Source organism: Acinetobacter bouvetii DSM 14964 = CIP 107468 (assembly GCF_000368865.1).
Taxonomy (GTDB): Bacteria; Pseudomonadota; Gammaproteobacteria; order Pseudomonadales; family Moraxellaceae; genus Acinetobacter; species Acinetobacter bouvetii.
In genome coordinates this window covers 458,155-482,756 of sequence record NZ_KB849725.1, presented here as the reverse complement: position 1 = coordinate 482,756, position 24,602 = coordinate 458,155, and the positions used below count along the sequence as shown (strand labels likewise).

The window sequence follows — 24,602 nt, the reverse complement described above, 5'->3', positions numbered from 1 at the left end:
TTATGCTTGTATCTACCCGCAATTTACCGATCAGGCCACTGCCATGCTGCTCCATGTTCCGAATGTCCTCAGCAAAGAACAAGTCCAATCTATCCGCCAAGCCATGGAACAGGATAACCAGTGGGTATCCGGCAAAAAGACCGCCGGCGGCCAGGCGCAGCAGATTAAGAATAACCTGCAGATCAATTTAGACAGCCCGCTGTATCAGGAACTGAATCAGTTTGTCCTGCAGCAGATTAAGCACAGCGCCCTGATTCAATCCTTTGCCTTGCCCAAGGACATCCTGCCGCCGCTTTTCAACTGCTATCAGGACACAGGGCATTACGGCAATCATGTCGACAATGCCGTTCACTTCTATGCAGAAAAAAATAAAGCCGTTCGGACCGATGTCTCCATGACCATCTTCCTGTCGGAACCCGATGAATACGAAGGCGGAGAACTGGTGATTGAAGACACTTACGGCGCGCATGAAGTCAAGCTGGATGCCGGCGATGCCATTGTTTACCCAGCCACCAGCCTGCACCGCGTTGAACCGGTCACGCAAGGCGCGCGCATCGCATCATTTACTTGGATTCAAAGCATGGTGAAAGATGACTGGCAGCGCTCCATGCTGTTTAATTTAGATATGACCATTATCCAGCTGCGTCAAAAATTGGGCGACTGCGAAGAAACCGTCAATTTGACCAGCCATTATCATAACTTATTGCGCCAATGGGCTGAGCTATGAACCAGACTGCCATTCTCCCGCCGCTGACTCAAATTCCGCCCTACCTGCAAACCATTGCCGACTATGAACAGGAAGCGCAGAAACATTTGCCGGATATGGTCTGGCAGTATCTGCAAGGCGGTGCAATGAATGAAGCCAGTGTGCGCAATAACTTAGATCAATTTGCGCATATCCATTTATGGCCGCGCATGCTGCGAGACTTAACGCAAGGCGGCACGGAATGCAAAATTCTAGGGCAAACCTTCCCGCATCCAATTTTTTTAGCGCCGATTGGCCATCAGCAGCAGTTCCATCCCGATGCAGAAGCAGCTTGCGCGCTGGCCGCTGAAGTGCTGGGCAGCAATATGGTGCTGAGCAATTTCAGCAATACCGATATGCGCGCGCTGAAAGCTGAAAACCCTTACAAATGGTTTCAGCTGTATTGGCAAGGTGACCGGGAAAAATCACGGGCCTTGGTCCAGCTGGCGGAAGCGCAGAATTTTAAAGCCATTGTGGTAACAGTAGATTCACCGCACACCGGCATCCGCGACCGTGAACGCAGCGTCTTTTTCCATCTGCCTGAAGGCATGCAGCATCCGCATACGCCTGCGCACATTCCCCTGCCCGCACTCAAGCAAGGCGATCATCCTGTTTTTAAGGGCCTGATGAAAATCGCGCCGACCTGGGATGACATTGCTTGGCTGGCGCAGCAGACCTCATTGCCCGTCATTTTAAAAGGCATTCTGCATCCGCAGGACGCAAAACTGGCGATTCAGCACGGGGCGCAGGGCATCATTGTCTCCAATCACGGCGGGCGGGTTTTAGATACCGGCATCCCCCCGCTGACCGCTTTGCAGCTGATCAAAAAAGCCGTGCCGGCCGATTTCCCGCTGCTGTATGACGGCGGCATCCGCCGCGGCTCAGATGTGTTTAAAGCCATTGCTTTGGGCGCTTCTGCGGTGCTGATTGGCCGTCCAGCCATTTACGGCTTGGCCAGCGCCGGCGCATTGGGCGTCGCGCATGTCATTAAAATATTGAAAGAAGAATTTGAAATTACGATGGCGCTGATGGGAACAGCAGCCGTAAATCAAATTAATGAAGAATATATTTTTCAAAAATAACCAAATCACAGGAAAATTTTTTCTTCATTTATCCTTATAGCGCAAAAATAGGAAATTATTTCCGGAATAAGTGCCTTAAGATTTAGTTATAGATTTGCAAGAGCTGCGGCACAGCTAAGCCTCTAGAATCCCAAAAGGTTTTTTTAATGCTTTAGGCTAAGCCCTCCGAATTCAGACTTGTAAATGGATACAATAGACACAATCTATACTAGTAGCCGTTGCTGTTTTCACGACCTGACACAATCGATGCTGCACAAGGAGTTCCCTCATGATGTTGGCTGATCCAAGCAAAAAATACCGCCGTATGTACCAGCGCGTCGACTTACCTGACCGCCAATGGCCAAATAACGAAATCAATCAAGCGCCAATTTGGATGAGCACCGACCTTCGTGACGGCAACCAAGCTATTTTTGAACCGATGAACATTGAGCAAAAATTCAAAATGTTCCAAATGCTGGTGAAAATCGGCTTTAAGCATATTGAAATCGGCTTCCCTTCCGCATCGCAAATCGACTTTGATTTCACCCGCTTATTGATTGAAGGCGGCCACATTCCAGATGACGTCTACATCGAAGTCTTGGTGCAGGCGCGCGATCATTTGATTCAGCGCACTTTTGAATCTTTGCAGGGCGCTAAGCGCGCCATTGTGCATATCTATAACTCGAATTCTCCGACATTCCGCCAAAAAGTCTTGAATGTCGATGTGGCCGGCGCGAAACAGCTGGCCATCAACGCCGCGCAAAAAGTGAAAGAATATGCGGCCAAGCAGCCTGAAACTGAATTCATTTTTCAGTACAGCCCGGAGTGCTTCTCGGCCACTGAATTGGAAGTGGCTAAAGATGTCTGCGATGCAGTGACTGAAATTTGGGAAGCTTCGCCAGACAACAAAGTCATTTTGAACTTGCCTGCAACCGTTGAAGTCTCTGGCCCGCACATCTATGCCGACCAGATTGAATGGATGCACCGCAACATTCAGCGCCGTGATGGCGTCATCATTTCAGTGCACTGCCATAACGACCGCGGCTGCGGCATTGCAGCCTCTGAATTGGCCATTATGGCTGGCGCAGACCGTGTAGAAGGCTGTGTCTTCGGCAACGGCGAACGCACCGGCAACGTGGACGTGGCAGCCATTGCCTTGAACATGTACACCCAAGGCGTGGCGCCTAACTTGGACTTCTCCAACATCAATGAAATCATTGCCACTGTTGAAGAATGCACAGGCTTGCCGATACACCCGCGCCATCCTTATGCAGGCGACTTGGTCTTCACCGCTTTCTCCGGTTCGCATCAGGACGCCATTAAAAAAGGCTTTGAATTCCAAAAAGATCAAGAAATTTGGGATATGCCTTACTTGCCGATCGACCCGAAAGATTTGGGCCGCGACTATGATGCAGTGATTCGCGTGAACTCGCAGTCTGGCAAAGGCGGCATCGCCTACTTATTGGAATCAAACTACAACGTGGTGTTGCCGCGCCGCATCCAAATTGAGTTCTCGCAAATTGTGCAGCAAGTGGCGGATGAAGAAGGCGTTGAAGTTTCCGCGCAGCAAATTTGGACCTTGTTCAAAGATACCTATGTGGCGGCTAAAGATACTCATTACTCAGCGAAAAACTACAGATTGTCAGATGACAACGGCAATCAGGTAATTGAGCTTGATGTGGAAATCAACGGTGAAACTCAGCGCTTGCGCGGTGAAGGCAATGGCCCGATTTCTGCCATCTTGAACGCCTTGCAATTGCCGATTGATGTCTTGAATTATGAAGAGCGCAGCATCAGCTCTGGCGCGCATGCCAAAGCCTTGGCCTTGATTGAGCTTCAAGTGAAAGGCACAGGCAAATCGGCATTCGGCGCCGGCGTGCATGACAACATTGTCACCTCATCGATTGAAGCGATTATTGCCAGCACCAACCGCTTAATTGAACAAGGCGTGTTAAGCACTGAACAAGTGATGGCCGCGGCAGTTTAATTTAATCAGATCAAATCTTATCTGATAAAAAACTTTAGAAAGGGTACCCCAAGTGGTATCCTTTTGTTTATTAATCCCAAAGATTTAAGGCGAATATTTCCTGTGTCTTTTCCAGCTGACTCAGTGGGCTTAGTTACCCCGCAAAAGTTTTCTTTTGAAGAGCCGTTAGAGCTCGAATGCGATCGGATTCTTCCGCGCTTTGAACTGATGGTGGAAACTTACGGCGAGCTGAATGCCGATAAGTCGAATGCTATTTTGATTTGCCATGCGCTGTCTGGCCATCATCACGCAGCGGGCTATCATCAAGAAGATGATAAAAAACCGGGCTGGTGGGATGCCTGCATTGGCCCAGGCAAAGCCATTGATACCTCAAAATTCTTTGTCGTTGCGCTGAATAATATTGGCGGCTGCAGCGGTTCTACGGGGCCAACCTCTCCCAACCCTGAAAATGACAACCGGCCTTATGGCCCAGATTTCCCATTGGTCACAGTGCGGGATTGGGTTAAAACTCAAGCCATGCTGTCCGACCGGATGGGCATTGCGCAATGGTATGCCGTGATTGGCGGCTCTTTGGGCGGCATGCAGGCGCTGCAGTGGTCAGTGGATTATCCTGACCGTTTAAAAAAATGCGTGATTATCGCCAGCGCGCCAAAATTGTCTGCGCAGAATATTGCCTTTAACGAAGTGGCGCGCCAGTCCATTTTGTCTGATCCGGACTTTCACAACGGCCGCTATTTAGAAAATGACAGCTACCCCAAACGCGGGCTGATTTTGGCGCGCATGGTCGGCCATATTACGTACTTATCTGAAGAAGCCATGAAGCAGAAATTTGGCCGCGACCTAAAATCGGGCAAATTCATGTATGGTTTTGATGTCGAATTTCAGGTCGAAAGCTATTTGCGCTATCAAGGCGAGCAGTTCAGCCGCAACTTTGACGCCAACACTTATTTAATTATGACCAAAGCTTTGGACTATTTTGATCCCTCCCGCGAGTATCAGCAGTCATTGAAAAAAGCGATGGACAATACCAAATGCAAGTTCTTAGTCGTTTCATTTACGACGGATTGGCGCTTCACGCCGCAACGCTCTCAGGAGATTGTGGATGCCCTGATCAGCAGCCATAAGCCTGTCAGTTATTTAGACATTAACGCAGAACAGGGCCACGATTCATTCTTGTTCCCTATTCCTTTATATGTCAAATCCTTACGTGCATTTTTAGGCGGTGAAGAACACCTCAAAGCGACACCGAAGGAGGCTGTTTAATGCGTATCGATCATCAACTGGCTGAGAAATGGATCAAGCCCGATTCTAAGGTTTTAGACTTGGGCTGCGGCGACGGCGAACTGCTGGCGCATATGAGCCAAAAGCATAACATCCGCGCTTACGGCTTAGAGCTTGATCAAGAAAAGATTGCAATTGCCATCAGTCGCGGGTTAAATATTATTCAGCAGGACTTAAATTTAGGTTTAAGCCGTTTTGCCGACCAGTCTTTTGACTATGTAGTGATGGCGCAAGCTTTGCAAGCTGTAGATGCGCCTGACGTCTTATTAAGAGACATGGTGCGTGTGGGGAAACAGGCGATTATTACTTTTCCGAACTTCGCGTATTGGAAGACCCGCTCTTTCTTGGCGTTAAAAGGAAAAATGCCTGTTTCAGAAGCTTTGCCCTATATGTGGTATAACACCCCGAATATTCATTTATGTACATTCCGTGATTTTGAAGCGCTGTGCGCAGAGAATAATATCCGGATTATTAACCGACTTGCCGTGAATGGGGATCAGCAAGGCAGTTTACTCAGTAAACATATCCCGAATCTGTTTGGTGAAGTCGCAATTTATCGAGTGAGCGCTTTATGAAAAAATTATTATTAGGTTCAACATTGCTGGCTGGACTGTTTTGTGTTCAGGCCCATGCAGACTATGTTGCTCCAGCGCCATCTGTTGCGAGCCAAGCTGCGCAGTATTCTGTGATGGACATTAACAGCCTGACCAAAGCGGCTAAGGCAGGCCAAGCAGGCGCGCAATTCTATTTAGGCACAAAATATCAATACGGCAAAGACGTTGCTAAAGATGAACGTCAAGCCTTCGCTTGGTTTAAAGCGGCAGCTGATCAAGGCCTTTCCGCCGCTCAGCTGAACGTTGGCCGCATGCTGGCAGACGGCATGGGTACGAAAAAAGACGAAACGCTTGCCCGCCAATACTTTGAAAAAGCGGCCAGCCGCGGCGACAACCGCGCCAGCTTCAATTTGGCGATGATGGAAGAGCAGAAGAAAAACTTTGTTGGCGCTTACCAATGGTATGAGCTGTCTACCCGTGACGGCATGCTGGACAATAAAGTGATTAGCTTGTCTGAAGGCAAGAAAACCGCTTTGGCCGCCAACTTAACGCAGGACCAGATCCGTCAGGCGCGTGACCGTGCTGACAAATGGATTCAAGCGCAGTAATTCTGCCTGATTCTAAAAAGCGCCTTCGGGCGCTTTTTTATTGTCTGTGATTGCGCCTTTTGCATGCTTATCTACGCAGTGAGAGCTTTCCGCATTTGAATGAAACGCAAACCGTTCGCCTCAATGACTGCTGAAACGCTGTGAAAGCCTAATTTTTCATACACGGGCTGGGCAGAGCAGCTGGAATTGACAGTGATGCAGGATGTTCCACTCTGATGAAGCTCCGCTTCAATAAAATTCCACAATTTTCTGCCGATGCCCTGTTTCTGCATAGGGCGCGCAGTAAAAAAGTGAATGAGATGGCCTGATTCTTTATAAGCGATCACCGCACAGATTTGCTGATGCTGCGTATAGACATAATAATGGATGCATTCAGTGTGCAGCAGCGTTTCTATTGCCTCCTGATTCAATTTCTCCCGCCCCGATTGATTAACGGCAAAGTCATCAATATAGGGCTCAATCAGCAGGGCTATGGCAGCGGCATCTTCAATCTTGGCATGACGGATCATTTTAGGCATTCTTCTTTTCAAGTTCCCGGATTATTTTTCAGATTACGCGCAGCGGCCTTGCAGATTAAGCGCATCCGCCCAATCAAAAATAAGTTAAAATACAGCATTCTTTTACCAAGCATAGGCACAATACAATGTCTTCAACAGATTGGCTATCCCAAGGCACCCTCGTTCTTGCCAGCAACAACAAAGGCAAAATTGCCGAATTTGAAAAAATGTTTGCAGAACTGAAGCTTCCTGTTGAAGTGATTCCTCAAGGCAAACTGAATATTGAAGACGCGATTGAAGACGGCCTCAGCTTTGTAGAAAATGCCATTATTAAAGCCCGCCATGCCTCTAAAATTTCCGGCAAGCCTGCGATTGCCGATGACTCCGGCATTTGCGTGCCTGTATTAGGCGGCGCGCCAGGCATTTATTCTGCACGCTTTGCAGGCGAACACGGCAATGATGCGGCCAACAATGAAAAACTGCTGCACAAGCTGAAACCGCTGCGTAAAAACGGTGAAGCCATTGAAGGCATGTTTGTTTGCGTACTCGCTTTGGTGCAGCATGCTGAAGACCCGCTGCCGCAAATTTTCCAAGGCATTTGGCAAGGCGAAATTTTGGAACAAGCTCTCGGCGAGAATGGTTTTGGCTATGACCCGCTGTTCTGGCTGCCGGAACTCAATGTCTCTAGCGCGGAATTGTCTAAAGAAGAAAAAAACAAAATCAGCCACCGCGGCCAGGCGATGAAACTGTTTAAAGACAGCTTGAAATAAGCGTTGCAGGAGGTAATATATTTTTAGTGATTACCTCCTCACCACTTAAATCTAATTACTTTAATAATAAAAAAGAGAATGATATGGCGCTGTCCCCGCTCAGAGTCACTTGCCCCGAATGTCAGCATACATTTACAGAAACACCGACTCGATCCTTCTTAGGGTTTCAAAAAATCAGCTGTCCTTCATGCCAAGAAAAAATGACCTTCCCCTTAACATCTGGCTTTCGCACAACCTATCGGGTTTTATTCATATTAATGATCTTGATGCTGCTTGCCAGCCTTTTGCAAGGTCAAATGGGTTTCCCGGGCATCATTGGTATCGCAATCTGTTATGCCTTATTCCGCGATTGGCAGATCCGCAAAGAGCTCAGCTTCGACTAACTGCGCCGTAACACTGGCTTTGCTAATCGTGATTTTGATAGCGCTGGGCAGTTAAAACTGCATAAAAAAATGCAGTAACAAGCCATAGATTGAAATAATCATGGCGCTGGCAATGGTCCCCGAAGCGATATATTTGGCCGAATGCCCCGTACCTTGATAATGCGTTTCCAGCGCCACAATATTGGCTGCAGGCGGCAGGCAGAAAAACATAAAAATCACTGCATACGTCAGCTGCACATGCGGAATCGGCAGCAGCACATACGCCCCCACACATAATCCTGCCGCCAGCAGCATGCGGCTGCAAATCAGCATCAAGCTGCGCCTTAAATCCTGCCAGCCAATGCGCACTTTGCTCAGCCACATGCCCAAGACGCACATGCCTGAAAAAGTCACCAGCACTTTATTCAAGGCATAGGCCCACTGTACGGCAGGGTGATGTTCAAAAGCGCTGAAATCCCACATTGATAAAACAGCGGCTAGGCTCAAAGCAATCACTGGCGGCGACAGCAGCACATTTTTGATAATGAAACGGACATCCTGTTTCGCCGTGCTGACCGCCATTACGGCGCAAATATTGCCAAAAAGTGAGCCGCCGATATACAGCGCAACAATGGTCGCGCTGGCTTTGGGGCCAAACACCGCCAAAGCAAAGGGAAAACCCAGCCAAGCGCCATTTAAATAGCTGAAGCACAATGCACGGAGCTTGTCTTTACTGAAGCAGTAGAACAGGCTGTAGAAAATCAGCGAGGCGGCGAAACTGAAGCCGATCAGCCATAAACTGCCCTGCTGATAAAACACCATGTTGTAAACAATCACGGCAGGAATCAGCAGCCGCGCCAGCAAAGAGGCCAAAAAGGATCTGCATGGCTTCAGCGCCTCGGCACCAAAAAAACCGATAAGAAAAGAAATAAGCGGGAGTATCAGCGCCATGGCTATCGCAATTGCATTGGGCAGAAAAGCTAGATGCTAACACACTCTCCCCTTAGTGCGGGCAAGCCAAGAACGCTTTACTTCCTTGGACAAAGGCAGTTGTCTTAAAACTGCAACATAAATGTCACATGCGTGTCACTCAGAGCTGTTGAAATCATCTAAAAATAAATAGAGGAAGATCTCATGGCAGGACTATCGATTTGGCATGTGCTGATTTTTGCAATTGTGGTGATTTTATTGTTTGGCACATCCAAATTAAAAAACCTGGGCAAAGATGTGGGCGGCGCAGTCAAAGACTTTAAGAAATCGGTGCGTGATGAAGACGCTGAACAAGCGGCCTTAAAAGAACCGCGCACCATTGATGCCCAAGTCAAAAGCGCTGAAAGCTCCGTTAAAAGCTAAATGTGAGTGCTGATTCATGCTGAACATTGGAATGACTGAACTGCTGTGCTTTGCCATTATCGCCCTGCTGGTGCTTGGCCCAGAAAAACTGCCCGAAGGCGCGCGGTTTGCAGCCAAGTGGTATGGCAAATTTAAGCGCCTGATCAGCAGTGTTCAAAATGAAGTGGACCGTGAACTGCGCTTATCTGAGTTTCGAGCAGAAGTACAAAAAGAAATTGAACGCATGACCGAACTGGAACGGCGCATGCAGCAGCAAATTGATGCCTTGCGCAGCCCGCCCTCCGAGCCAGCGCAGCAGACATTCAGCGCTGCATCGCACAGTCATTATCAGCCTTTAGGCGCACCTGCGCTTTTTCCCTATTCCTGCAGCCATATTCAGCAAAACCTCCCCCATTTGCTGAATATGCAGGAGTCTCAACTTTCCCCTGTTAAATTGAAGATTGCTGTATGAATGAACTGCCTGCCGTTTCTGTCAAAACAGAAGCTGAACAGCTGGAGCAAATGCCCGTCATGCAGCATCTGATCGTGCTGCGCCAATACCTTTTTAAAATTGTCGGCGTGACCATTGCGCTGTTTTTCTGCCTGCTGCCGTTCCGCAATTATACCTATCAATTGCTGTCAGACCCGCTTAGGCAGCAGCTGCCTGCAACATCATCCATGATTGCAACGGATGTCACCGCCACCTTTATGGCGCCATTTAAACTGAATTTATTTGTCGCCTTGATGCTGGCGATGCCCTTTATTATTTATCAGCTGTGGTCTTTTATACGGCCTGCGCTGTATGAAAAAGAGCGTTTTTTAGCCATTCCGTTATTGGCGGGCAGCATCGCGCTGTTTTATCTCGGCATCGCCTTTGCCTACTTTATTACCCTGCCGGCAATTTTGCATTTCTTTATCAGTGTCTCGCCTGAAACCGTTGCGCCGATGACCGACATAAACAGCTATCTCAGTTTCTGCCTCAAGCTGTTTTTGGTGTTTGGCTTAACGTTTGAAATCCCCATCATTACGCTGGTGCTGATTTTAATCGGCGCGGTCAGCACACAAAGCCTGGTGGAAAAACGGCGCTTTATTGTGGTGGGATGTTTCTTTGTCGCCATGTTTGCTACGCCGCCCGATGCGCTTTCGATGATCATGCTGGCTGTGCCGATGTGGATGCTGTTTGAAGTCGGCCTGCTGCTTGGCAAGCTGCTGGAAAAGCGCAAATCTAAAACGGAAGACAGAGCTGCTTAAAAATACATCCGCTTTCAAAAAGCCCTGAGTTTCAGGGCTTTTTTATTGATCTCGGCAAACAGCCTTTGTCGTCAAACTGTCTAAAAAGTGTAAAGAATCTGTCATTTCTGCTTCATAGAATCATTAGCGACTTAAAAACAATTAACGTACGGATTTCTTATGACAGCCACTTCTACTCAGCCAAGCCGCCGTGACCTGCTTAAATGGTTTGCAGGCATTCCTTTTTTACCTTTAGGCGCAATGGGCACAGCAGCAACGCTGGCGGGCTGCAACGACAGCAGTGATGATGCCGTCATTCCACCTGCAGTAAAGCCAGCCAACTTAAAGTCTGCAACCTTTATTAAAATGGATGCGCCGACGGCGACAGCAGACCGCGCAAAAACGTCAGTGAGTTCAAAACTGAAAATTGAATGGGATGATTCAACCAGTACCGAATATCAGCTGGGCTATAAGAGCTTCTTTGAAACGGGCACTAAAGTGCCTAAATGGGGCGGCGGTGAAATTGTGGCAGGCGGCTATTTTGATGCCAAAGGCCAGCCGATTATGGATACCTCATCGGCAACGCTTCCAGCGCGTCAATTTTTCTCAGACTGTCCAGATGGCTCCTCTTTACTCAAGCTGGAGAATGCCAAAGTCGATGGCGTCGCAAACCCGGTCTTCCATGTGGTGCAGTTTGAATATGCCAGCATGAACCAAGCGGGCGCCAGTGAATACGGCAACCTGCCATCGCCGATTGCGATTTTGACCCTGGATCAGAACCAAAGCACAGGCCATCTTGAGTTGAAAAAATACTTCAATGTCGACACCTCTGCTGTGCATGGCTTATGGATTACCTGCGGCGCAAGCTTGTCACCGTGGAATACGCATTTGTCGAGTGAGGAATATGAGCCGGATGCCTTCAATCAGGGAATCGGCGGCCCAAGCCCGAGCGGTCTGGGTAAAAATTTCTTTGGCGATGCCAATGCGGCTAAACCGTACAACTATGGCCACTTGCCGGAAGTGATTGTGAATAAAGACGGCAGCGGCAAGATTGTCAAACACTACTGCATGGGCCGTATTTCTCATGAACTGGTGCATGTCATGCCAGATAACCGCACGGTGATCATGGGCGATGACTATACCAATGGCGGCTTCTTCATGTTTATTGCCGATCAGGCAAAAGACTTATCTGCAGGAACACTGTATGTTGCAAAATATACATCGTTATTGAGCAATAACACGACGGGCCAAATCCAGTGGATTGAGCTGGGCCATGCAACCAGCAAAGAAATTGAAGATTTAGTGAATGTCAGCAATATTCAGCCAAGCGACATTATGGAAAGCGTTAACGTGAATCCAAATGATGCTTCATTTACTGAAATTATGCTGGCGAAGAAAAAGCTGTGGGTCAAAGTAAAGCCAGGCATGGAAAAAGCGGCGGCGTTCTTAGAAACCCACCGTTATGCAGCACTCAAAGGCGCAAGTATGGCCTTTACAAAAATGGAAGGCACGACGGTCAATATCAAAGACAAAGTGGCGTATTCAGCTTTGGCCAATATTGTTGATTCCATGGTTGAAGGCACCTCCAGCTACAATGCTGCGCACAATGTGAAGTTCACAAAAATTCAAGCCGGCGGCATTTTGGCGCATGATTTGGCAGGCGGCCAATCGACTCAAGCAGGCATGCCGATCAGCAGTGACTGGGTGCCGCACCAATCCAAACTGCTGCTTTCAGGCGAAGATATCTCTGTAGACGCGCTGGGCAATACGGCAAATCCGAACAAGATTGCCAGCCCGGACAACTTAAAGTTCTCGGAACAGCTGCGCACACTGTTCATTGGTGAAGATAGCGGCAACCATCCTAACAATTTCCTTTGGGCCTACAACGTCAATACCAAAGCAGATCCTGTGCGCTTGCTGTCGACGCCTGCCGGTGCAGAATCCACTGGCCTGCATGCCGTCGACTCCATTAATGGCTGGACCTATATCATGAGCAACTTCCAGCATGCGGGCGACATGAACAGCCTTTCTGCAGACCTTAAAGCGGCCACTTTAGCCAACTACAACAATGGCTATGCCGCATCTGTCGGCTATATCACGGCCGATATTATGCCGTCGGCCACAAAGCCGGCATCCTCAAAATAGCCTTTTTGACACAATCCAATACCGTGAAAAAATGCCAGCATCATGCTGGCATTTTTTATCCAATCCAGATCATTGAGCCGCGCATCCCCAGCTTATGGCGATGTGATATCCAGCCGGACCGAAACCACTTCGCCCTGTGTTGTGCCTTGCTGCGACTTTTCCTGCCACAGCCACTGCCGGCCTTTCATTCTAAGGAAATTGGAACAGCGGGTGCCGTAAACTGGACTTTGAATAAATGTGGAAGACAGCAGTTCTTCCATCTCTGCATGAATGCCTGTATTGGGCAGCAGGTCTGGAATAACTTTGCGCTCATCTTCCAAAATATCCCAGACTGCAGACTCTAAATCGCCTTCTGGCGTATGCGCCTGCTGCAGCATCGGCAAAAATTCTTGGCTAAACCGCTTGCGCAGATGCCTGGTCTTTTCCCAATGCTCCGTCATTAATCCATTTGATGCTACATAAACCCCTTTGGCCAGCACCTGCGGCGCCTCTCCCCGGTTGCTCATATATACGGCCTGATGCTGATTGCCCATAAATAAATTAAAGCCTGCGTAATCGCATTGACGCTGCTCCAGTGCTTGCGCAAAACGGATAGGCGTTTGATCTGATTCCAAAAAGGCTTGAATTAAATGCCCGCGCGAAGTGGGATATTCATTTTTATCAGCACCGTCGCGGAAATTAGTGATAATCGCCCAGCGCCCTGCCTTCGTCACCCCCATCCATGTGCCGCCAGACTGCAAGTCCTGCCCGGCCAAAATCGGACTGGCATCCCATTGCTTCAAGGCTGCGGACGGGCGCTGATAAAACTCATCACGGTTGGAAATCAGGCATAACGGTGTATCTTCCAAGACTTGCCAAGCAAATGCCACAATGCACATAAATGTCACTCGATATCTTTACACATTGAATGTACAACATTTTTCATCACATTCAGCTAAAATCTGTGCAAAACATAATGACAAGGAGCAGCAATGCTGACCTACCCGAATATTGACCCCGTCGCGGTATCGCTGGGGCCGCTGCAAGTCCACTGGTACGGACTGATGTACCTATTGGCCTTTTTATTTGCTTGGGGCCTCGCCACTCACCGCGCCAAGCAGCGCGACGGCTGGAACTCGGAGATGGTCTCTGACCTGATTTTCTACGGTGCGCTGGGTGTCGTGGTGGGCGGACGTGTCGGCTATGTGTTCTTTTACGGATTTGACCAGTTCCTGGCTAATCCTTTATGGCTGTTCCAAGTCTGGACAGGCGGCATGAGTTTCCACGGCGGCTTCTTGGGTGTCATGATTGCCATGCTGCTGTGGTGCAAAAAATACAAGATGACCTGGTTCCAGACCTTGGACTTTATTGCGCCCTGCGTACCGACAGGCTTAATGTTTGGCCGGATCGGCAACTTTATTGGCGGCGAACTGTATGGCCGTCCTGTGGCGGACCCCAACTTTGCATTCGGCATGATTTTCCCGACCGACCCGCTGCAGCTGGTGCGCCATCCATCGCAAATCTATCAGGCGCTGTGCGAAGGCTTGATTTTATTTATTGTGCTGTGGTGGTTCAGCTCGAAACCGCGCCCGCGCTATGCAGTGTCTGCCCTGTTCTTAATCGGCTACGGCATTGCGCGCTTTGTGGTGGAATTCTTCCGTGAACCCGACAATGGCCTGCTGTTTATCGGCTGGATGAGCAAGGGCCAATTCCTCACTGTGCCGATGATTCTGATTGGCCTGTGGATGATGTGGTACGCCTATCAGAAAAAAATTTACGACTGGGGCCCGCTCAAAAACAGCTGATGCCAACAACCGCATAAAGATGAGCGCGAAATTGACGCGGGGCAAATGCCCCGCTTTTTTTGCACTGCATTTTTCCCGCTGTTCTGTGCTACAGTTTCAGCATTCAAATTACAGACCGCGACGCGCATGCTTGAGTTTTGGTTCAATCCTAAAATTTCTGTCCTGAAAAAAATAATGATCTTTGCCGTGATTGCTGCGGCTACAGCGGCGCTGTATTGGATGGAGCCGCTGAAACCGGACGCCATTTTAATGTTTCTGGGCACGGGCATTATTTTCCTGATTTGCCGCTACTGCAAAATCCATTTCGCCTATAGCAAACCGGCAGGACTGCTGTACCGCCTGCTGACGTGGATTCCCATTGCCTTGCTGCTGGCGCTGATTTTCATGCATATGCAAGAAGGCGAAATTTTAATACCCGGGGCGCAAGGCATCGGCTTTATGGCGCTGTCGATCTGCATGTTTTCACCGCTGGCGCTGCTGAATCAGCATCAGCCCAAGAATGACGCAGAGTAATGCTGGAGTTCTGGTATTCCCAACGCTGCACGCGGCAAATGAAATTGTTTGCCGTCATCGCAGCCTGCCTGATCATCACCTTCAGCAGCCAGATTTTCAAGCTTAGCCCCGCATTTACCGGCATCAGCCTCGGCATTGGCTTGCTGATGCATGTGCTGTACAGCGTGATGCCGGCGCAAGCCGGCACGGGCATACAGAAATGGCGGCATTTCGCGCAAAAAATTCCCTATCTGCTGCTGATCGTTTTGTTTTCCTGCCTGCCAAGAACCGGCAGCTGGACAGAGATGCTGATGCAAATTCTGCAGTGCATCGGCTTTTGCGCCATTGGCCTATTTTTAGTCTCTATCTACGAAAACCGCGCCAAACGCTTTGAATAGCGCGGCGCGGTTTTAAGTCTTTTATTTTGCCAGCGCGCTGCAAGCGCTGAGCCTTACTGGCCTAAACGGTAATATTCATAATGCACATTGGGGTCTTTATACACGGCATGTGTGCGCTGCTGGAAATCGGATACCCAATTTGAGCCGTTATACGCGGCAATATGCCCATAGACATGATTATGCGTACGGTCAATGATATAAATATCGCCTTTTTGCGGACGGTCAAAAGCCTGATTGATTTTTTGGTAGCCGATTTTTCTTAAAGTGCCGCCCCAATCCGCAGCCGCCACTGGGTGGCTGTTAAATTTGGCGCCCGCTGATTCCAAAGCCAGGCGCACGCTCTTCGCGCATTTCTGACTGCTGGTTTGCGCAGTAACGCCACGCAACCGCTGTGCGAACTTATCAATATCGATACGCTGGCCGTTATTCGCGCCAAATACGCTTTTCGGCTTGGCATTGCGGCTAGAAACTTGATCAGACGCTTTCTTAACATTTTTGCCGTGCTGTAAACGGATCACGATTTCTGCTTTCACTGGGCTATGCGCGTTCTGCATGTCCACGCTTTGATCATAAACCATTCTTACAACAACCTCCTCTGCAATCAAAATTGATTACGTTTACATATTTTAACCGTAGGGGATGGTACGCCTAGATGAGAATAATTTCACAGAAAAAATGTAATAAAATTTTATCAAACGCAGCATTGATGCTTCAAATGCTTATTTTTATATCAATTTTCAGGAAAATTTACCGTCTGCGCTGGCGAAAATTAAATGCTGCATCATAAGCCTAAACGGTAATATTCATACTTTAATCCGGTCTCTTTATACACATCGTAACTTTTCTGCTTAAAGTCAGAGACCCATTCAGAACCGCTAAATCCAGCGATATGGCCATACACATGCTTGTTCGTGCGCCGGATAATATAAATATCCCCTTCCTGTGGATTGTCAAATTCAGGCTGAATTTGCTTATAGCCAATTTTCGTCAGCGTGTCTCCCCAATCTGAGGCTGCCACTGGATGGCTGCCAAACACGGCGCCAGCACTTTGCAGCGCCATGCGGATGCTGCGCGCGCAGCGTTTTGAGCTGACATGCGCCTTAATGCTGTCCAGCGTTTGAACAAATTTATCTAAATGAATGACGGAAGCATGGTCTGAATCTGAATTAAAATCCCCTGTAAAGCTTTCCTCCTCATCCTCTGTATTTAAGCCTGCTGTTGGGCCGGATTGCATCACATCGGGATCTAAACGGACACGGCTTGGAGGATATTTATGGCTGTTCTGACTCCGCAGTGCGATCTGCACGGGTGCAGAGTGAATAGTTTGATGAATTTCAGTGTGATGCAGATCTACAAGCATGCGTGTTCCTCTAATTCCCTGTAAAGAATGTTCTGCCGTGCGCTCCGGCAGCAGCGCTTTGGACGGATTAGATACTAAAAAACCAAACTTAAAACTTCTTTATATAAATGTAATCCATTCTTTGAAACGTCTTGGCAAGGCGAATTTTTTGCAACCTGTTATTTGCTGCATCCGGTAAGCCCGCTGTATAGGCAAGCCCTATTTTATGCATGCAGCCAAATCCGCTGACGCTCGATTGACAATGCTTAACAGTTTTATCTGCAGCCAAAAACAGCTAATATGTGCGGCCAGCAAAACAATTTTCATGAGAGTGATATGCGCCAATATTTAGACCTTTTACAGCACATTCTTGACAACGGCGGTGACAAAGGTGACCGTACCGGTACGGGAACCCGCTCTGTATTTGGTCACCAAATGCGCTTTGACCTTTCCAAAGGCTTTCCTTTGCTCACCACCAAAAAAGTCCACTTCCGCTCTATTGCGATTGAACTGCTGTGGTTTCTAAAAGGAGACACCCATGTTAAATATTTGCAGGACAATAAAGTTACGATTTGGGATGAATGGTCTACAGCAGAGCAAACCGCGCGCTTTGGCCGCCCCGAAGGCGAATTAGGGCCTGTTTACGGCCATCAATGGCGTAATTTCGGCGCAACCAAAAATGCAGACGGCTCATTCAATCAAGACGGTTTTGACCAGATTCAGTGGCTGGTCAATGAAATTAAAGCCAATCCCAATTCCCGCCGCTTAATTGTTTCCGGCTGGAACCCGAATGAAGCCGGGAACGTGGCCTTGCCGCCCTGCCACACCTTATTCCAATTTTTTGTGCAGAATGGCAAATTGTCCTGCCAGCTGTATCAGCGCAGCGCAGATGTGTTCCTCGGCGTACCGTTCAATATTGCCAGCTATGCCCTGCTGACGCATATGATTGCGCAGGTCTGCGGCCTGGGTGTCGGTGATTTTGTCTGGACAGGCGGCGATACGCATTTATACGCCAATCATTTTGAACAGGCCAAGCTGCAGCTCAGCCGTGAACCGATGGCGCTGTGCCAATTGAAATTGAATCCGGAAATTCATGACCTGTTCGATTTTAAATTTGAAGATATTGAAATTGCAGGTTATGAATCACATCCCGGCATTAAAGCGCCTGTAGCCGTTTAATTACAGCCGCATTGCCAAAAAAATAAAATCCCGCTTTGCGAAAAGCGGGATTTTGCATTTTAATAGAGGCAATTTTTACCGTTTTTGAGTAGTGCGCTATGGCGTTCCAAAATTTAGAAGTTGTACACGTCGTCGCTATGGATCAGCAGCATTGCATTGGCAAAGGCAATGACCTGCCTTGGCATATTTCAGCAGACCTGAAGCATTTTAAAGAAATCACCCAAGGCGGTGTGGTGGTTATGGGCCGCAAGACTTTAGAGTCGATGGGCCGCACGCTGCCAAAGCGTGTGAACTGGGTGATTACCCGCGATGCGGACTGGTCTTATGCGGGCGCAAAAGTGGCGCACAGCATTGAAGAAGCCTTAACCCTGTCTGCGCAAGATGTCAAAGCCTCGGAAAAACCGGAAAGCATTTTTATTATCGGCGGCGGTGAAATTTTCAAGCAAACCCTTGATATTGCAGACCGTTTGGAATTAACGCATGTTGAGCTGGATGTGCAGGGCGATGCGCACTATCCTGAAATTCCGGACAGCTTTAAAAAAGTTCAGGCAGAGCAGCATATTGACGACAAAACAGGGATTGCATTTGAGTTTGCAACCTATAGAAAATAAACAATAATTCATTAGAAACAGCTGAATATGCACAACATTGGCAAAACAGAATTCATCAGGGCTTTGGGAGTCGGCGCACTGCACGCCCTCTTCAGCTTATTTGTGATTCTGTCTTCCATTTGGCTGTGCATGGCGCTGTGGATTCAAGAGCCCCTCAGCTGGCTTTGGAGCCGCATACTGATTGGCGCTTGGATTGCCTTTGCGCTCAGCATCCTTGGCCTCTACGCCGCTCAGCCTTTTTTCAGCCGCAAAAAAGACGCCATCATTTATATTCTGGGCTTCCTCTGCAGCCTGTTTTGGTATTTTGGGCTGGAGGCTCAGCAAGACCGGGCATGGGCGCCTGAAGTGGCTAAAATGCTGCATTATGAACAGCAGGGCGATCTCATTACCCTGCATAATGTCCGCAATTTCGACTGGCATCCTGACGGCAGCTACACAGAGCACTGGGAAACCCGCCAGTTTGACCTGAATCAGATTACTGGGGTCAACATCATTACCTCGTACTGGATGGGGCCCAAAATTGCCCACACCTTGGTCAGTTTTGATTTTGCCAATAGCCGGCCGCTGACGTTCTCGATCGAAATCCGCAAAGAAAAAGATGAGAAATTTTCTGCCATTGGCGGTTTTTTCCGTAAATACGAACTCAGCCTAGTTGCCTCAGATGAAAAGGATCTGATTTATACCCGCAGCAATATCCGCGGTGAGCAGGTCTACTTTTTCCCAGTGAATATGCCCAAAGCTGCACGCATGGCGCTTTTTGAAGAGTATCTGCATAAGGCAGACGAGCTGGCCAAACATCCGAAATGGTACAATACCTTAACCAGCAACTGCACAACGCTGGTCTTTGATATGGTACAGGCGGTGTCGCCGCAAGAGCTCCCTGCCGATTACCGCTTACTCGCTTCCGGCTATCTGCCCAATTATCTTTACGATTTGCATGCCATTTCACCGCAATGGGATCTGCATACATGGTATCAGCGCGCGCATATCAATCCTCGAGTCAGCGGATATCAGCACATCAGCAGTGCAGATTACTCATATTTGATCCGCAAAGGCTTACCGCATCCAGCAGAATAAGCGCTGAATGCCAAATTAAAATAAAGATACAAATACGGCTGGAGCTTTAACTAAATATTTGTTTATATACAACTATGCCTACTTAAAACAAGAGAATCCCATAATGTTAAAAAATCTTCTTTTAGTGGCGGCGCTCGGTTCAGCGGCCGCCTTTACTGGATGTGAAAGCATGCAGACTTCTCCGCATATGACCGAAAATCTGCAGCTTCTGCAAAATAAAACATGGATCGCTACACAAATTGGCGGCACTGCCATTAAAACAGCGCCGAATGCCCGAAATATTCCAAGCATTCAGTTTGATGAAGCCTCTAAGCGTGTTTCAGGCTCTGACGGCTGCAACCGCATTATGGGCGCGTACACGGCTGGCAATGACACGCTGCTGCTCAGCCAGCTGGCAAGCACCCGCATGGCATGCATCAACAACGGCAATATTGACCAGAAATACAATGAAGCGCTGTCTAAAGTGACGCATTACCAAGTGTTTGGCAAAACATTGAAACTGCTGGACCGCCACGGCAACCTGCTGATTCAGTTTGAAAGCGCAGTGCAGCCCCGCTGATCCGAATCAAAGCCTGCTTATGCAGGCTTTTTCTTTGCCCGGCATGCAGCCAGCATTGCAGCTGAACAAAATGCCCTTATATATTCATTAATATTAAGATAGGAAATGATTATGCAGCATGCATTATTTGGCGGCGGCTGTTTCTGGTGCACGGAAGCTGTGTTCCTGCAGCTGAAAGGCGTCAGCGCTGTCACCAGCGGCTATGCGGGCGGACACGTTCAGCAGCCGACCTATGAACAGATCTGCAATGGCGATACCCAGCATGCCGAAGTGATTATGATTGACTATGATGAAGCCCAGATCAGCTTCACGCAGCTGCTGGATGTCTTCTTTGCAACCCATGATCCAACCACGCTCAACCGCCAAGGCAATGATGTCGGCACGCAGTACCGCTCCGTAATTTATTATTTGAATGAAGAGCAGCGCGTGCAGGCGCAGCAGAGGATAGATGCCCTGAAAGCGGACGGCTTGAACATTGTCACAGAGCTGAGCCCTGCACCGGTTTTCTATCCTGCTGAAGACTATCATCAGAATTTCTTTGCCCGCAATCCATCACAAGGCTACTGCAATTTTGCCATTCCGCCGAAACTGATGAAGCTGCGCAGCAAGTTCCAAGACTTGCTGAAAGAGGAATAAGCGGCCTGTCATATTAAGAAATAAAAAAAAGTGGCTCAATGGCCACTTTTTTTATTTCTGAATCAATCAATTATCTGTTGCAAATGCAATATCGCTGAGGCCGGCTTCGCTCGCGCGGGACATCACTTGCGCTACAGTGTCATAGCGTGCTTCTTTGTCTGCTTTTAAAATCACTGTCGGCTGACGCGGCGCTTTACCCGCTTCTGCAAAGCGCTGTTCCAGCTCTGCCAGTGTAATCACCTGATCATCCCAAGCGACATCACCGTTCGCATTGATGCTGACTTGCACCTTTTGCGGCGGCAAATCCACAATATCCGCAGTGGTTTTTGGCAAGGTTAATGGAATTGATGGGTTGGCAACGGTCGCTGTCACCAAAAAGATGATCATCAATACCAGCATAATATCGATGAGCGGAATGAGGTTCATCTCATTCATGCCTGCATCGTTGTCTTCACCCAATTGAAAAGCCATTAAGCTTGACCTCCAACTAAACCTTCCTGAACTGCTTTCACTTCAGCTTTTTTTGCAGATTCCTGCTGCAGCATGGTATCAATCAGCAAGCCATGCGCTTGGTCTTGCAATTCATTGGTCAGCGTGCGGTTAAAGCGCACTGCAATGTTGTAAGCCAATACCGCTGGAATCGCTACAGCCAAACCCAAGCCAGTCATAATCAGCGCTTCACCGACCGGTGTAGCTACTTGCGCTAAGCCGGCCTGGCCGCTCTTGCCTACGGCAACCAAGGCATGGAAAATGCCCCATACGGTGCCGAACAAGCCCACAAACGGCGCTAATGACGCAATTGTTCCGAGAACAGATATGCCTTTTTCAGCATTGGCTTTTTCAGCTGCAATTTGACGCAGCAGCGCCTGCTCAGCCACAGCTTTACGCTGTTCAAAGCTCAATGGCGACAATTTCGCTTTTAATGCATTCACTGCATCTGAAAGGCGGTTATACGCCACTTGCTTCAATTGGCGCGTGCCCATAATGCGCAAGGCAAAAATAGTCCACGTCACAATCGACATCGCCAGCAGGACAAAATACAGTGTTTTGCTGACTGCATCGGCATGCTGCCAATAAACTGAAAAGTTCATACTCGAACTCCTAAAGGGTTAGCCGGTTATTTAAGCTGAAAATCAAATGGCTGTTCCACTTTTGTTGGATAGGCCACCCCATTTTCAATATATTTGGTCAGCTGCGCGCGTTTTACAGCAGCCGTTACTTTACGGTCCACTGCTGCGCCGCAGCTGGAATTCTTCGCCGTTACTGCAATCACTTTACCATCTTCATTGGCTGAGATCGCCACCATCATTGAGCATGATGATTTCAGCTCGCCTGGGGAAAATCGCACGCTTGGCGCTTTCAGCCAAGATACGCCGCCGCCCAGTGAGACGCTTTTAGGCGCTGGCGGGGCTGCAGGCGCCGGCGGAACTGGCGGCGCAGATTTCACTACAGGCGCCGGCTCTGGCACAGGGCGTTTAGTTTCTGAAACTGTTGCGGATACCACTGGACTTGGCTTAGGCGTTTCTACTGGCTTAACTGCCGGTTTTGGCGCATCCGCTTTTTTCACCTGCTGTACTTTTTCCACTTTTTTAGGCGGCGGCAAAGGCTTGTCTACGATTTTGACCTCTTTCGGCTTCGGCGGCTCTTTCTTCGGTTCCGGCGGCTTCGGCTTCGGAGGCAATGGCTTAGGCGCTTCTTCCAATTTAACGAAACGGACTTGAATCGGGTCTTTTTCGACAGGCTTAAGTTCAGGAGTCTTCATATGGCTGACCCCCCACAGTACACCGGCATGTCCAATCACGACCGCTGCCAGTGCAGTAATCACTTTCTTTTTCATTGGATTCGGAGCTGGCATCATGGGAGCAGAAGATTGGCTCATTAAAATCAGTTACCTTGAAGAAGCAGTGCGCTGTGCATTCCAATTTGCAATTCAGCTCATTGGATAGCGCAATAAAGTGGCACAATGATAAATGAGAAGTGTTTTCATTTGCAACTATTAATTTGCCTATTTTTATGGCTTTTTCGAATGCACATTGCGCCATAAAAAAAGGCATACTTTGAGTATGCCTTTTTCAATCCAAAATTCAATGCCTTATTGGAATACGACTGTTTTATTGCCATCGACAATGATGCGGTCTTCCAAATGCCATTTCACAGCGCGCGCCAAGACATTGCGTTCAACGTCCTGACCCAGTTCCCGCAGCTGCTCAACCGTAAAGTCATGGCTGACGCGCTCTACATCCTGTTCAATGATTGGACCTTGGTCCAGCTCTGCAGTCACATAATGCGCTGTTGCGCCAATCAGTTTCACGCCTTTCTCATGCGCCTGCTTATAGGGGTTCGCGCCCACAAAAGCCGGCAGGAATGAATGGTGAATATTGATGATTTTCATTTCCCATTTGCGCACAAACTCTTCATCCAGAATCTGCATGTAGCGCGCTAAAACCAGCAAGTCATTGCCTTGCATCATGTTATCAATTTGCGCATAGGCTTCGCGCTTATTTTCTTTGGTCACGGGCACAACTTCAAAGGGAATGCCGAAGTTTTCTACCGCTTCACGCAGCGTTTCATGGTTAGAGACCACTTTGGTAATTTCGCATGGCAGGCCGCCGCGCGAATGGCGCCATAACAGCTCAAGCAGCGCATGGTCCACTTTAGAGACTAAAATGCCGACTTTTTTCACATCACTGACCAGCGCTAAGCGCCAGTGCATGGCGTAACGGGCAGCGACATTATTTTCAAAGGTCTGCAGCAAATTGTCTTTGCGGCTTTGCAGACTGTCTAATTCGAACTCAACACGCATGAAATAGCGCCCGCCCTGAGCTTCAGTCGCGTATTGATCAAGTGCGGTAATATTTGCTCCATGATGATACAAAAAGCTCGATACAGCTTGCACAATACCCGGCTTATCTTCGCAGGTAATGAGCAAGCGTGCAGTATTTGCAGTCGACATATTCATTTTGATGTGTATCGCTAAATATAATTAATAAAAAATAAGCCGAGTATTCTAACCCGTTTTAGAGCCAGACTAAATAGGAGCTGCAAAACATTCATTTCAGCTGCCGGCCTAAATGCCTTTAGTCATAAATTCGGCGCAACCTGTCTTTCTGCGTCCGAATACCCAAGGCATAAAAAATACCGCCCCTTTTAGGAGCATTGAGCAGTATTTTGCGAATGCAGGAAGTTCAGCCTGCTGAAAAAAAAGCTTATTCGCTATCCGATGATTTATGTGAAGACAGGCTGGCAAACAGTTCTGACTCCCCCATTGTTTCCAGCAAATGCTCATACGTTTGACGGCTTTCACCGCGCAAATAGGCGCCTTCCAAAAACACCATCTGACGCAGCGCCTGCCAGACCCATTTTTCTTCCAAATGATTGGAATCGGTAATATGGCCCGACATATACAGAAAGTTGGTCCAGTTGGTCAGCACAATCCACAAGTTAATAACCAAGGCTTCAATTTCAGAATCCGTCATTTCCATGAGGCCGGCTTCAACGAAAGCTCTGTAAATTTTCTGGCCCTGCTGCATCACCTGGCCGGCAAAGCGCGGATACATCTTGCGGAAATCAACATTATTTTCCACCAAATGATAGACGTCGCGGTGCAAAAAGCGGTAAGCCCACAGCTGGCTGCTCAGGACTTGAAAATAACGGATTTTGTCATTGGCATCCAGCGGGCGGTCATCCGGCAGCGCGAGCATTTCCAAAGTTTCCTTTTGGTACTGCTCCATCAGCTCTTTGATAATTTCGCTTTTATTTCGAAAATGATAATACAGATTCCCAGGGCTCATCCCCAATTCAGCTGCAATATGATTGGTCGTAACAGAACGCTCGCCGCGCTCATTAAACAGCAGCAGGCTGAGCTGCAAAATACGTTCTTTTGTTTTCAGCGTCTTAGTCTGGGACATCCTAAAATAACCATGAGTTCAATGTGTTATATAACGAACACATAAAG

General features: G+C 48.4%; 29 protein-coding genes. 19 read left to right on the top strand and 10 right to left on the bottom strand.

The features are described 5' to 3' along the window. Positions 1-43: 43 nt before the first annotated feature. The 6 genes from F941_RS02360 (at position 44) to F941_RS02335 (ending at position 6,236) form a co-directional block, all read left to right on the top strand. The gene (locus tag F941_RS02360; protein ID WP_005007350.1) at positions 44-727 is read left to right on the top strand and encodes a Fe2+-dependent dioxygenase; all 684 of its coding nucleotides are present in this window, start codon (positions 44-46) and stop codon (positions 725-727) included. Then, positions 724-1,827 carry an alpha-hydroxy acid oxidase gene (locus F941_RS02355; RefSeq protein ID WP_005007349.1) on the top strand — a complete coding sequence of 368 codons (1,104 nt, stop codon included), beginning with the start codon at positions 724-726 and terminating at the stop codon, positions 1,825-1,827. Before F941_RS02360 ends, F941_RS02355 begins: the two co-directional genes overlap by 4 nt. A gap of 268 nt (positions 1,828-2,095) precedes the next feature. After that, positions 2,096-3,793, top strand: coding sequence for a 2-isopropylmalate synthase (gene leuA / locus F941_RS02350; protein WP_005007347.1), 1,698 nt, complete (start codon positions 2,096-2,098; stop codon positions 3,791-3,793). Positions 3,794-3,895: 102 nt separating this feature from the next. Further along, entirely contained in the window at positions 3,896-5,056 is a 1,161-nt protein-coding gene (gene metX / locus F941_RS02345) for a homoserine O-succinyltransferase MetX (RefSeq protein WP_005007345.1), read from the top strand. Further along, positions 5,056-5,649, top strand: a complete 594-nt coding sequence (metW, locus tag F941_RS02340) for a methionine biosynthesis protein MetW (RefSeq protein ID WP_005007344.1) — start codon at positions 5,056-5,058, stop codon at positions 5,647-5,649. Before metX ends, metW begins: the two co-directional genes overlap by 1 nt. Continuing rightward, the gene (locus F941_RS02335; RefSeq protein WP_005007340.1) at positions 5,646-6,236 is read left to right on the top strand and encodes a tetratricopeptide repeat protein; all 591 of its coding nucleotides are present in this window, start codon (positions 5,646-5,648) and stop codon (positions 6,234-6,236) included. The genes metW and F941_RS02335 overlap by 4 nt, the downstream gene beginning before the upstream one ends. Positions 6,237-6,307: 71 nt before the next feature. Here the strand turns inward: F941_RS02335 and F941_RS02330 are convergent, their stop codons facing one another. Continuing rightward, positions 6,308-6,754 (bottom strand): GNAT family N-acetyltransferase, encoded by a 447-nt coding sequence (locus F941_RS02330; protein ID WP_018572765.1) that lies wholly within the window; start codon positions 6,752-6,754, stop codon positions 6,308-6,310. Positions 6,755-6,879: 125 nt separating this feature from the next. On the opposite strand from F941_RS02330, the gene rdgB reads away from it, so the two are divergent. Beyond that, positions 6,880-7,503: an RdgB/HAM1 family non-canonical purine NTP pyrophosphatase gene (gene rdgB / locus F941_RS02325; protein WP_005007335.1), complete on the top strand. Its 624-nt coding sequence runs from the start codon at positions 6,880-6,882 to the stop codon at positions 7,501-7,503. Positions 7,504-7,937: 434 nt separating this feature from the next. Here the strand turns inward: rdgB and F941_RS02320 are convergent, their stop codons facing one another. Next, entirely contained in the window at positions 7,938-8,816 is an 879-nt protein-coding gene (locus F941_RS02320; protein WP_005007331.1) for an AEC family transporter, read from the bottom strand. A gap of 183 nt (positions 8,817-8,999) precedes the next feature. Here F941_RS02320 and tatA point away from each other — a divergent pair, with 183 nt between their 5' ends. The 4 genes from tatA (at position 9,000) to F941_RS02300 (ending at position 12,572) form a co-directional block, all read left to right on the top strand. After that, positions 9,000-9,218 carry a Sec-independent protein translocase subunit TatA gene (tatA, locus tag F941_RS02315; protein ID WP_005007330.1) on the top strand — a complete coding sequence of 73 codons (219 nt, stop codon included), beginning with the start codon at positions 9,000-9,002 and terminating at the stop codon, positions 9,216-9,218. A 16-nt stretch (positions 9,219-9,234) separates the two neighbouring features. Next, positions 9,235-9,669 carry a Sec-independent protein translocase protein TatB gene (gene tatB, locus F941_RS02310; RefSeq protein ID WP_005007325.1) on the top strand — a complete coding sequence of 145 codons (435 nt, stop codon included), beginning with the start codon at positions 9,235-9,237 and terminating at the stop codon, positions 9,667-9,669. Further along, on the top strand, positions 9,666-10,448 hold the full coding sequence (tatC, locus tag F941_RS02305; protein ID WP_005007323.1) for a twin-arginine translocase subunit TatC: 783 nt from the start codon (positions 9,666-9,668) through the stop codon (positions 10,446-10,448). The genes tatB and tatC overlap by 4 nt, the downstream gene beginning before the upstream one ends. A gap of 159 nt (positions 10,449-10,607) precedes the next feature. Next, positions 10,608-12,572: a PhoX family protein gene (locus F941_RS02300; RefSeq protein WP_005007321.1), complete on the top strand. Its 1,965-nt coding sequence runs from the start codon at positions 10,608-10,610 to the stop codon at positions 12,570-12,572. A gap of 92 nt (positions 12,573-12,664) precedes the next feature. On the opposite strand, the gene F941_RS02295 is transcribed toward F941_RS02300, so the two are convergent. Further along, positions 12,665-13,450: an NRDE family protein gene (locus F941_RS02295; RefSeq protein ID WP_005007318.1), complete on the bottom strand. Its 786-nt coding sequence runs from the start codon at positions 13,448-13,450 to the stop codon at positions 12,665-12,667. Positions 13,451-13,543: 93 nt separating this feature from the next. On the opposite strand from F941_RS02295, the gene lgt reads away from it, so the two are divergent. From lgt to F941_RS02280, 3 genes are all read left to right on the top strand, one after another. After that, positions 13,544-14,356, top strand: coding sequence for a prolipoprotein diacylglyceryl transferase (lgt, locus tag F941_RS02290; RefSeq protein WP_005007317.1), 813 nt, complete (start codon positions 13,544-13,546; stop codon positions 14,354-14,356). A 126-nt stretch (positions 14,357-14,482) separates the two neighbouring features. Continuing rightward, on the top strand, positions 14,483-14,869 hold the full coding sequence (locus F941_RS02285) for a hypothetical protein (RefSeq protein WP_005007315.1): 387 nt from the start codon (positions 14,483-14,485) through the stop codon (positions 14,867-14,869). Between the two features lie 38 nt (positions 14,870-14,907). Next, positions 14,908-15,246: a hypothetical protein gene (locus F941_RS02280; protein ID WP_228128330.1), complete on the top strand. Its 339-nt coding sequence runs from the start codon at positions 14,908-14,910 to the stop codon at positions 15,244-15,246. 53 nt (positions 15,247-15,299) lie between these two features. On the opposite strand, the gene F941_RS02275 is transcribed toward F941_RS02280, so the two are convergent. Further along, the gene (locus F941_RS02275; RefSeq protein WP_005007310.1) at positions 15,300-15,824 is read right to left on the bottom strand and encodes a peptidoglycan amidohydrolase family protein; all 525 of its coding nucleotides are present in this window, start codon (positions 15,822-15,824) and stop codon (positions 15,300-15,302) included. Between the two features lie 203 nt (positions 15,825-16,027). Then, entirely contained in the window at positions 16,028-16,606 is a 579-nt protein-coding gene (locus F941_RS02270; protein ID WP_005007309.1) for a peptidoglycan amidohydrolase family protein, read from the bottom strand. A gap of 315 nt (positions 16,607-16,921) precedes the next feature. On the opposite strand from F941_RS02270, the gene thyA reads away from it, so the two are divergent. The 5 genes from thyA (at position 16,922) to msrA (ending at position 20,647) form a co-directional block, all read left to right on the top strand. Next, on the top strand, positions 16,922-17,764 hold the full coding sequence (thyA, locus tag F941_RS02265; protein WP_005007307.1) for a thymidylate synthase: 843 nt from the start codon (positions 16,922-16,924) through the stop codon (positions 17,762-17,764). A 98-nt stretch (positions 17,765-17,862) separates the two neighbouring features. Next, positions 17,863-18,375: a dihydrofolate reductase gene (locus F941_RS02260; protein WP_005007306.1), complete on the top strand. Its 513-nt coding sequence runs from the start codon at positions 17,863-17,865 to the stop codon at positions 18,373-18,375. 27 nt (positions 18,376-18,402) lie between these two features. After that, complete coding sequence (locus F941_RS02255) at positions 18,403-19,452, top strand: Lnb N-terminal periplasmic domain-containing protein (RefSeq protein ID WP_005007303.1); 1,050 nt, start codon at positions 18,403-18,405, stop codon at positions 19,450-19,452. Between the two features lie 103 nt (positions 19,453-19,555). Next, the gene (locus F941_RS02250; protein WP_005007302.1) at positions 19,556-20,011 is read left to right on the top strand and encodes an META domain-containing protein; all 456 of its coding nucleotides are present in this window, start codon (positions 19,556-19,558) and stop codon (positions 20,009-20,011) included. Between the two features lie 111 nt (positions 20,012-20,122). After that, the gene (gene msrA, locus F941_RS02245) at positions 20,123-20,647 is read left to right on the top strand and encodes a peptide-methionine (S)-S-oxide reductase MsrA (RefSeq protein ID WP_005007300.1); all 525 of its coding nucleotides are present in this window, start codon (positions 20,123-20,125) and stop codon (positions 20,645-20,647) included. A 66-nt stretch (positions 20,648-20,713) separates the two neighbouring features. Here the strand turns inward: msrA and F941_RS02240 are convergent, their stop codons facing one another. The 5 genes from F941_RS02240 to F941_RS02220 all read right to left on the bottom strand — a co-directional run bounded on the left by F941_RS02240 (position 20,714) and on the right by F941_RS02220 (position 24,555). Further along, entirely contained in the window at positions 20,714-21,118 is a 405-nt protein-coding gene (locus F941_RS02240) for an ExbD/TolR family protein (RefSeq protein WP_005007298.1), read from the bottom strand. Then, positions 21,118-21,738: a MotA/TolQ/ExbB proton channel family protein gene (locus tag F941_RS02235; protein WP_005007297.1), complete on the bottom strand. Its 621-nt coding sequence runs from the start codon at positions 21,736-21,738 to the stop codon at positions 21,118-21,120. Before F941_RS02235 ends, F941_RS02240 begins: the two co-directional genes overlap by 1 nt. 26 nt (positions 21,739-21,764) lie before the next feature. Then, positions 21,765-22,526, bottom strand: a complete 762-nt coding sequence (locus tag F941_RS02230) for a TonB family protein (RefSeq protein ID WP_005007296.1) — start codon at positions 22,524-22,526, stop codon at positions 21,765-21,767. 213 nt (positions 22,527-22,739) lie between these two features. Further along, positions 22,740-23,606 carry a formyltetrahydrofolate deformylase gene (purU, locus tag F941_RS02225; RefSeq protein WP_005007294.1) on the bottom strand — a complete coding sequence of 289 codons (867 nt, stop codon included), beginning with the start codon at positions 23,604-23,606 and terminating at the stop codon, positions 22,740-22,742. 247 nt (positions 23,607-23,853) lie between these two features. Then, positions 23,854-24,555: a TetR/AcrR family transcriptional regulator gene (locus F941_RS02220; RefSeq protein ID WP_005007293.1), complete on the bottom strand. Its 702-nt coding sequence runs from the start codon at positions 24,553-24,555 to the stop codon at positions 23,854-23,856. Between the last annotated feature and the right edge of the window lie 47 nt (positions 24,556-24,602).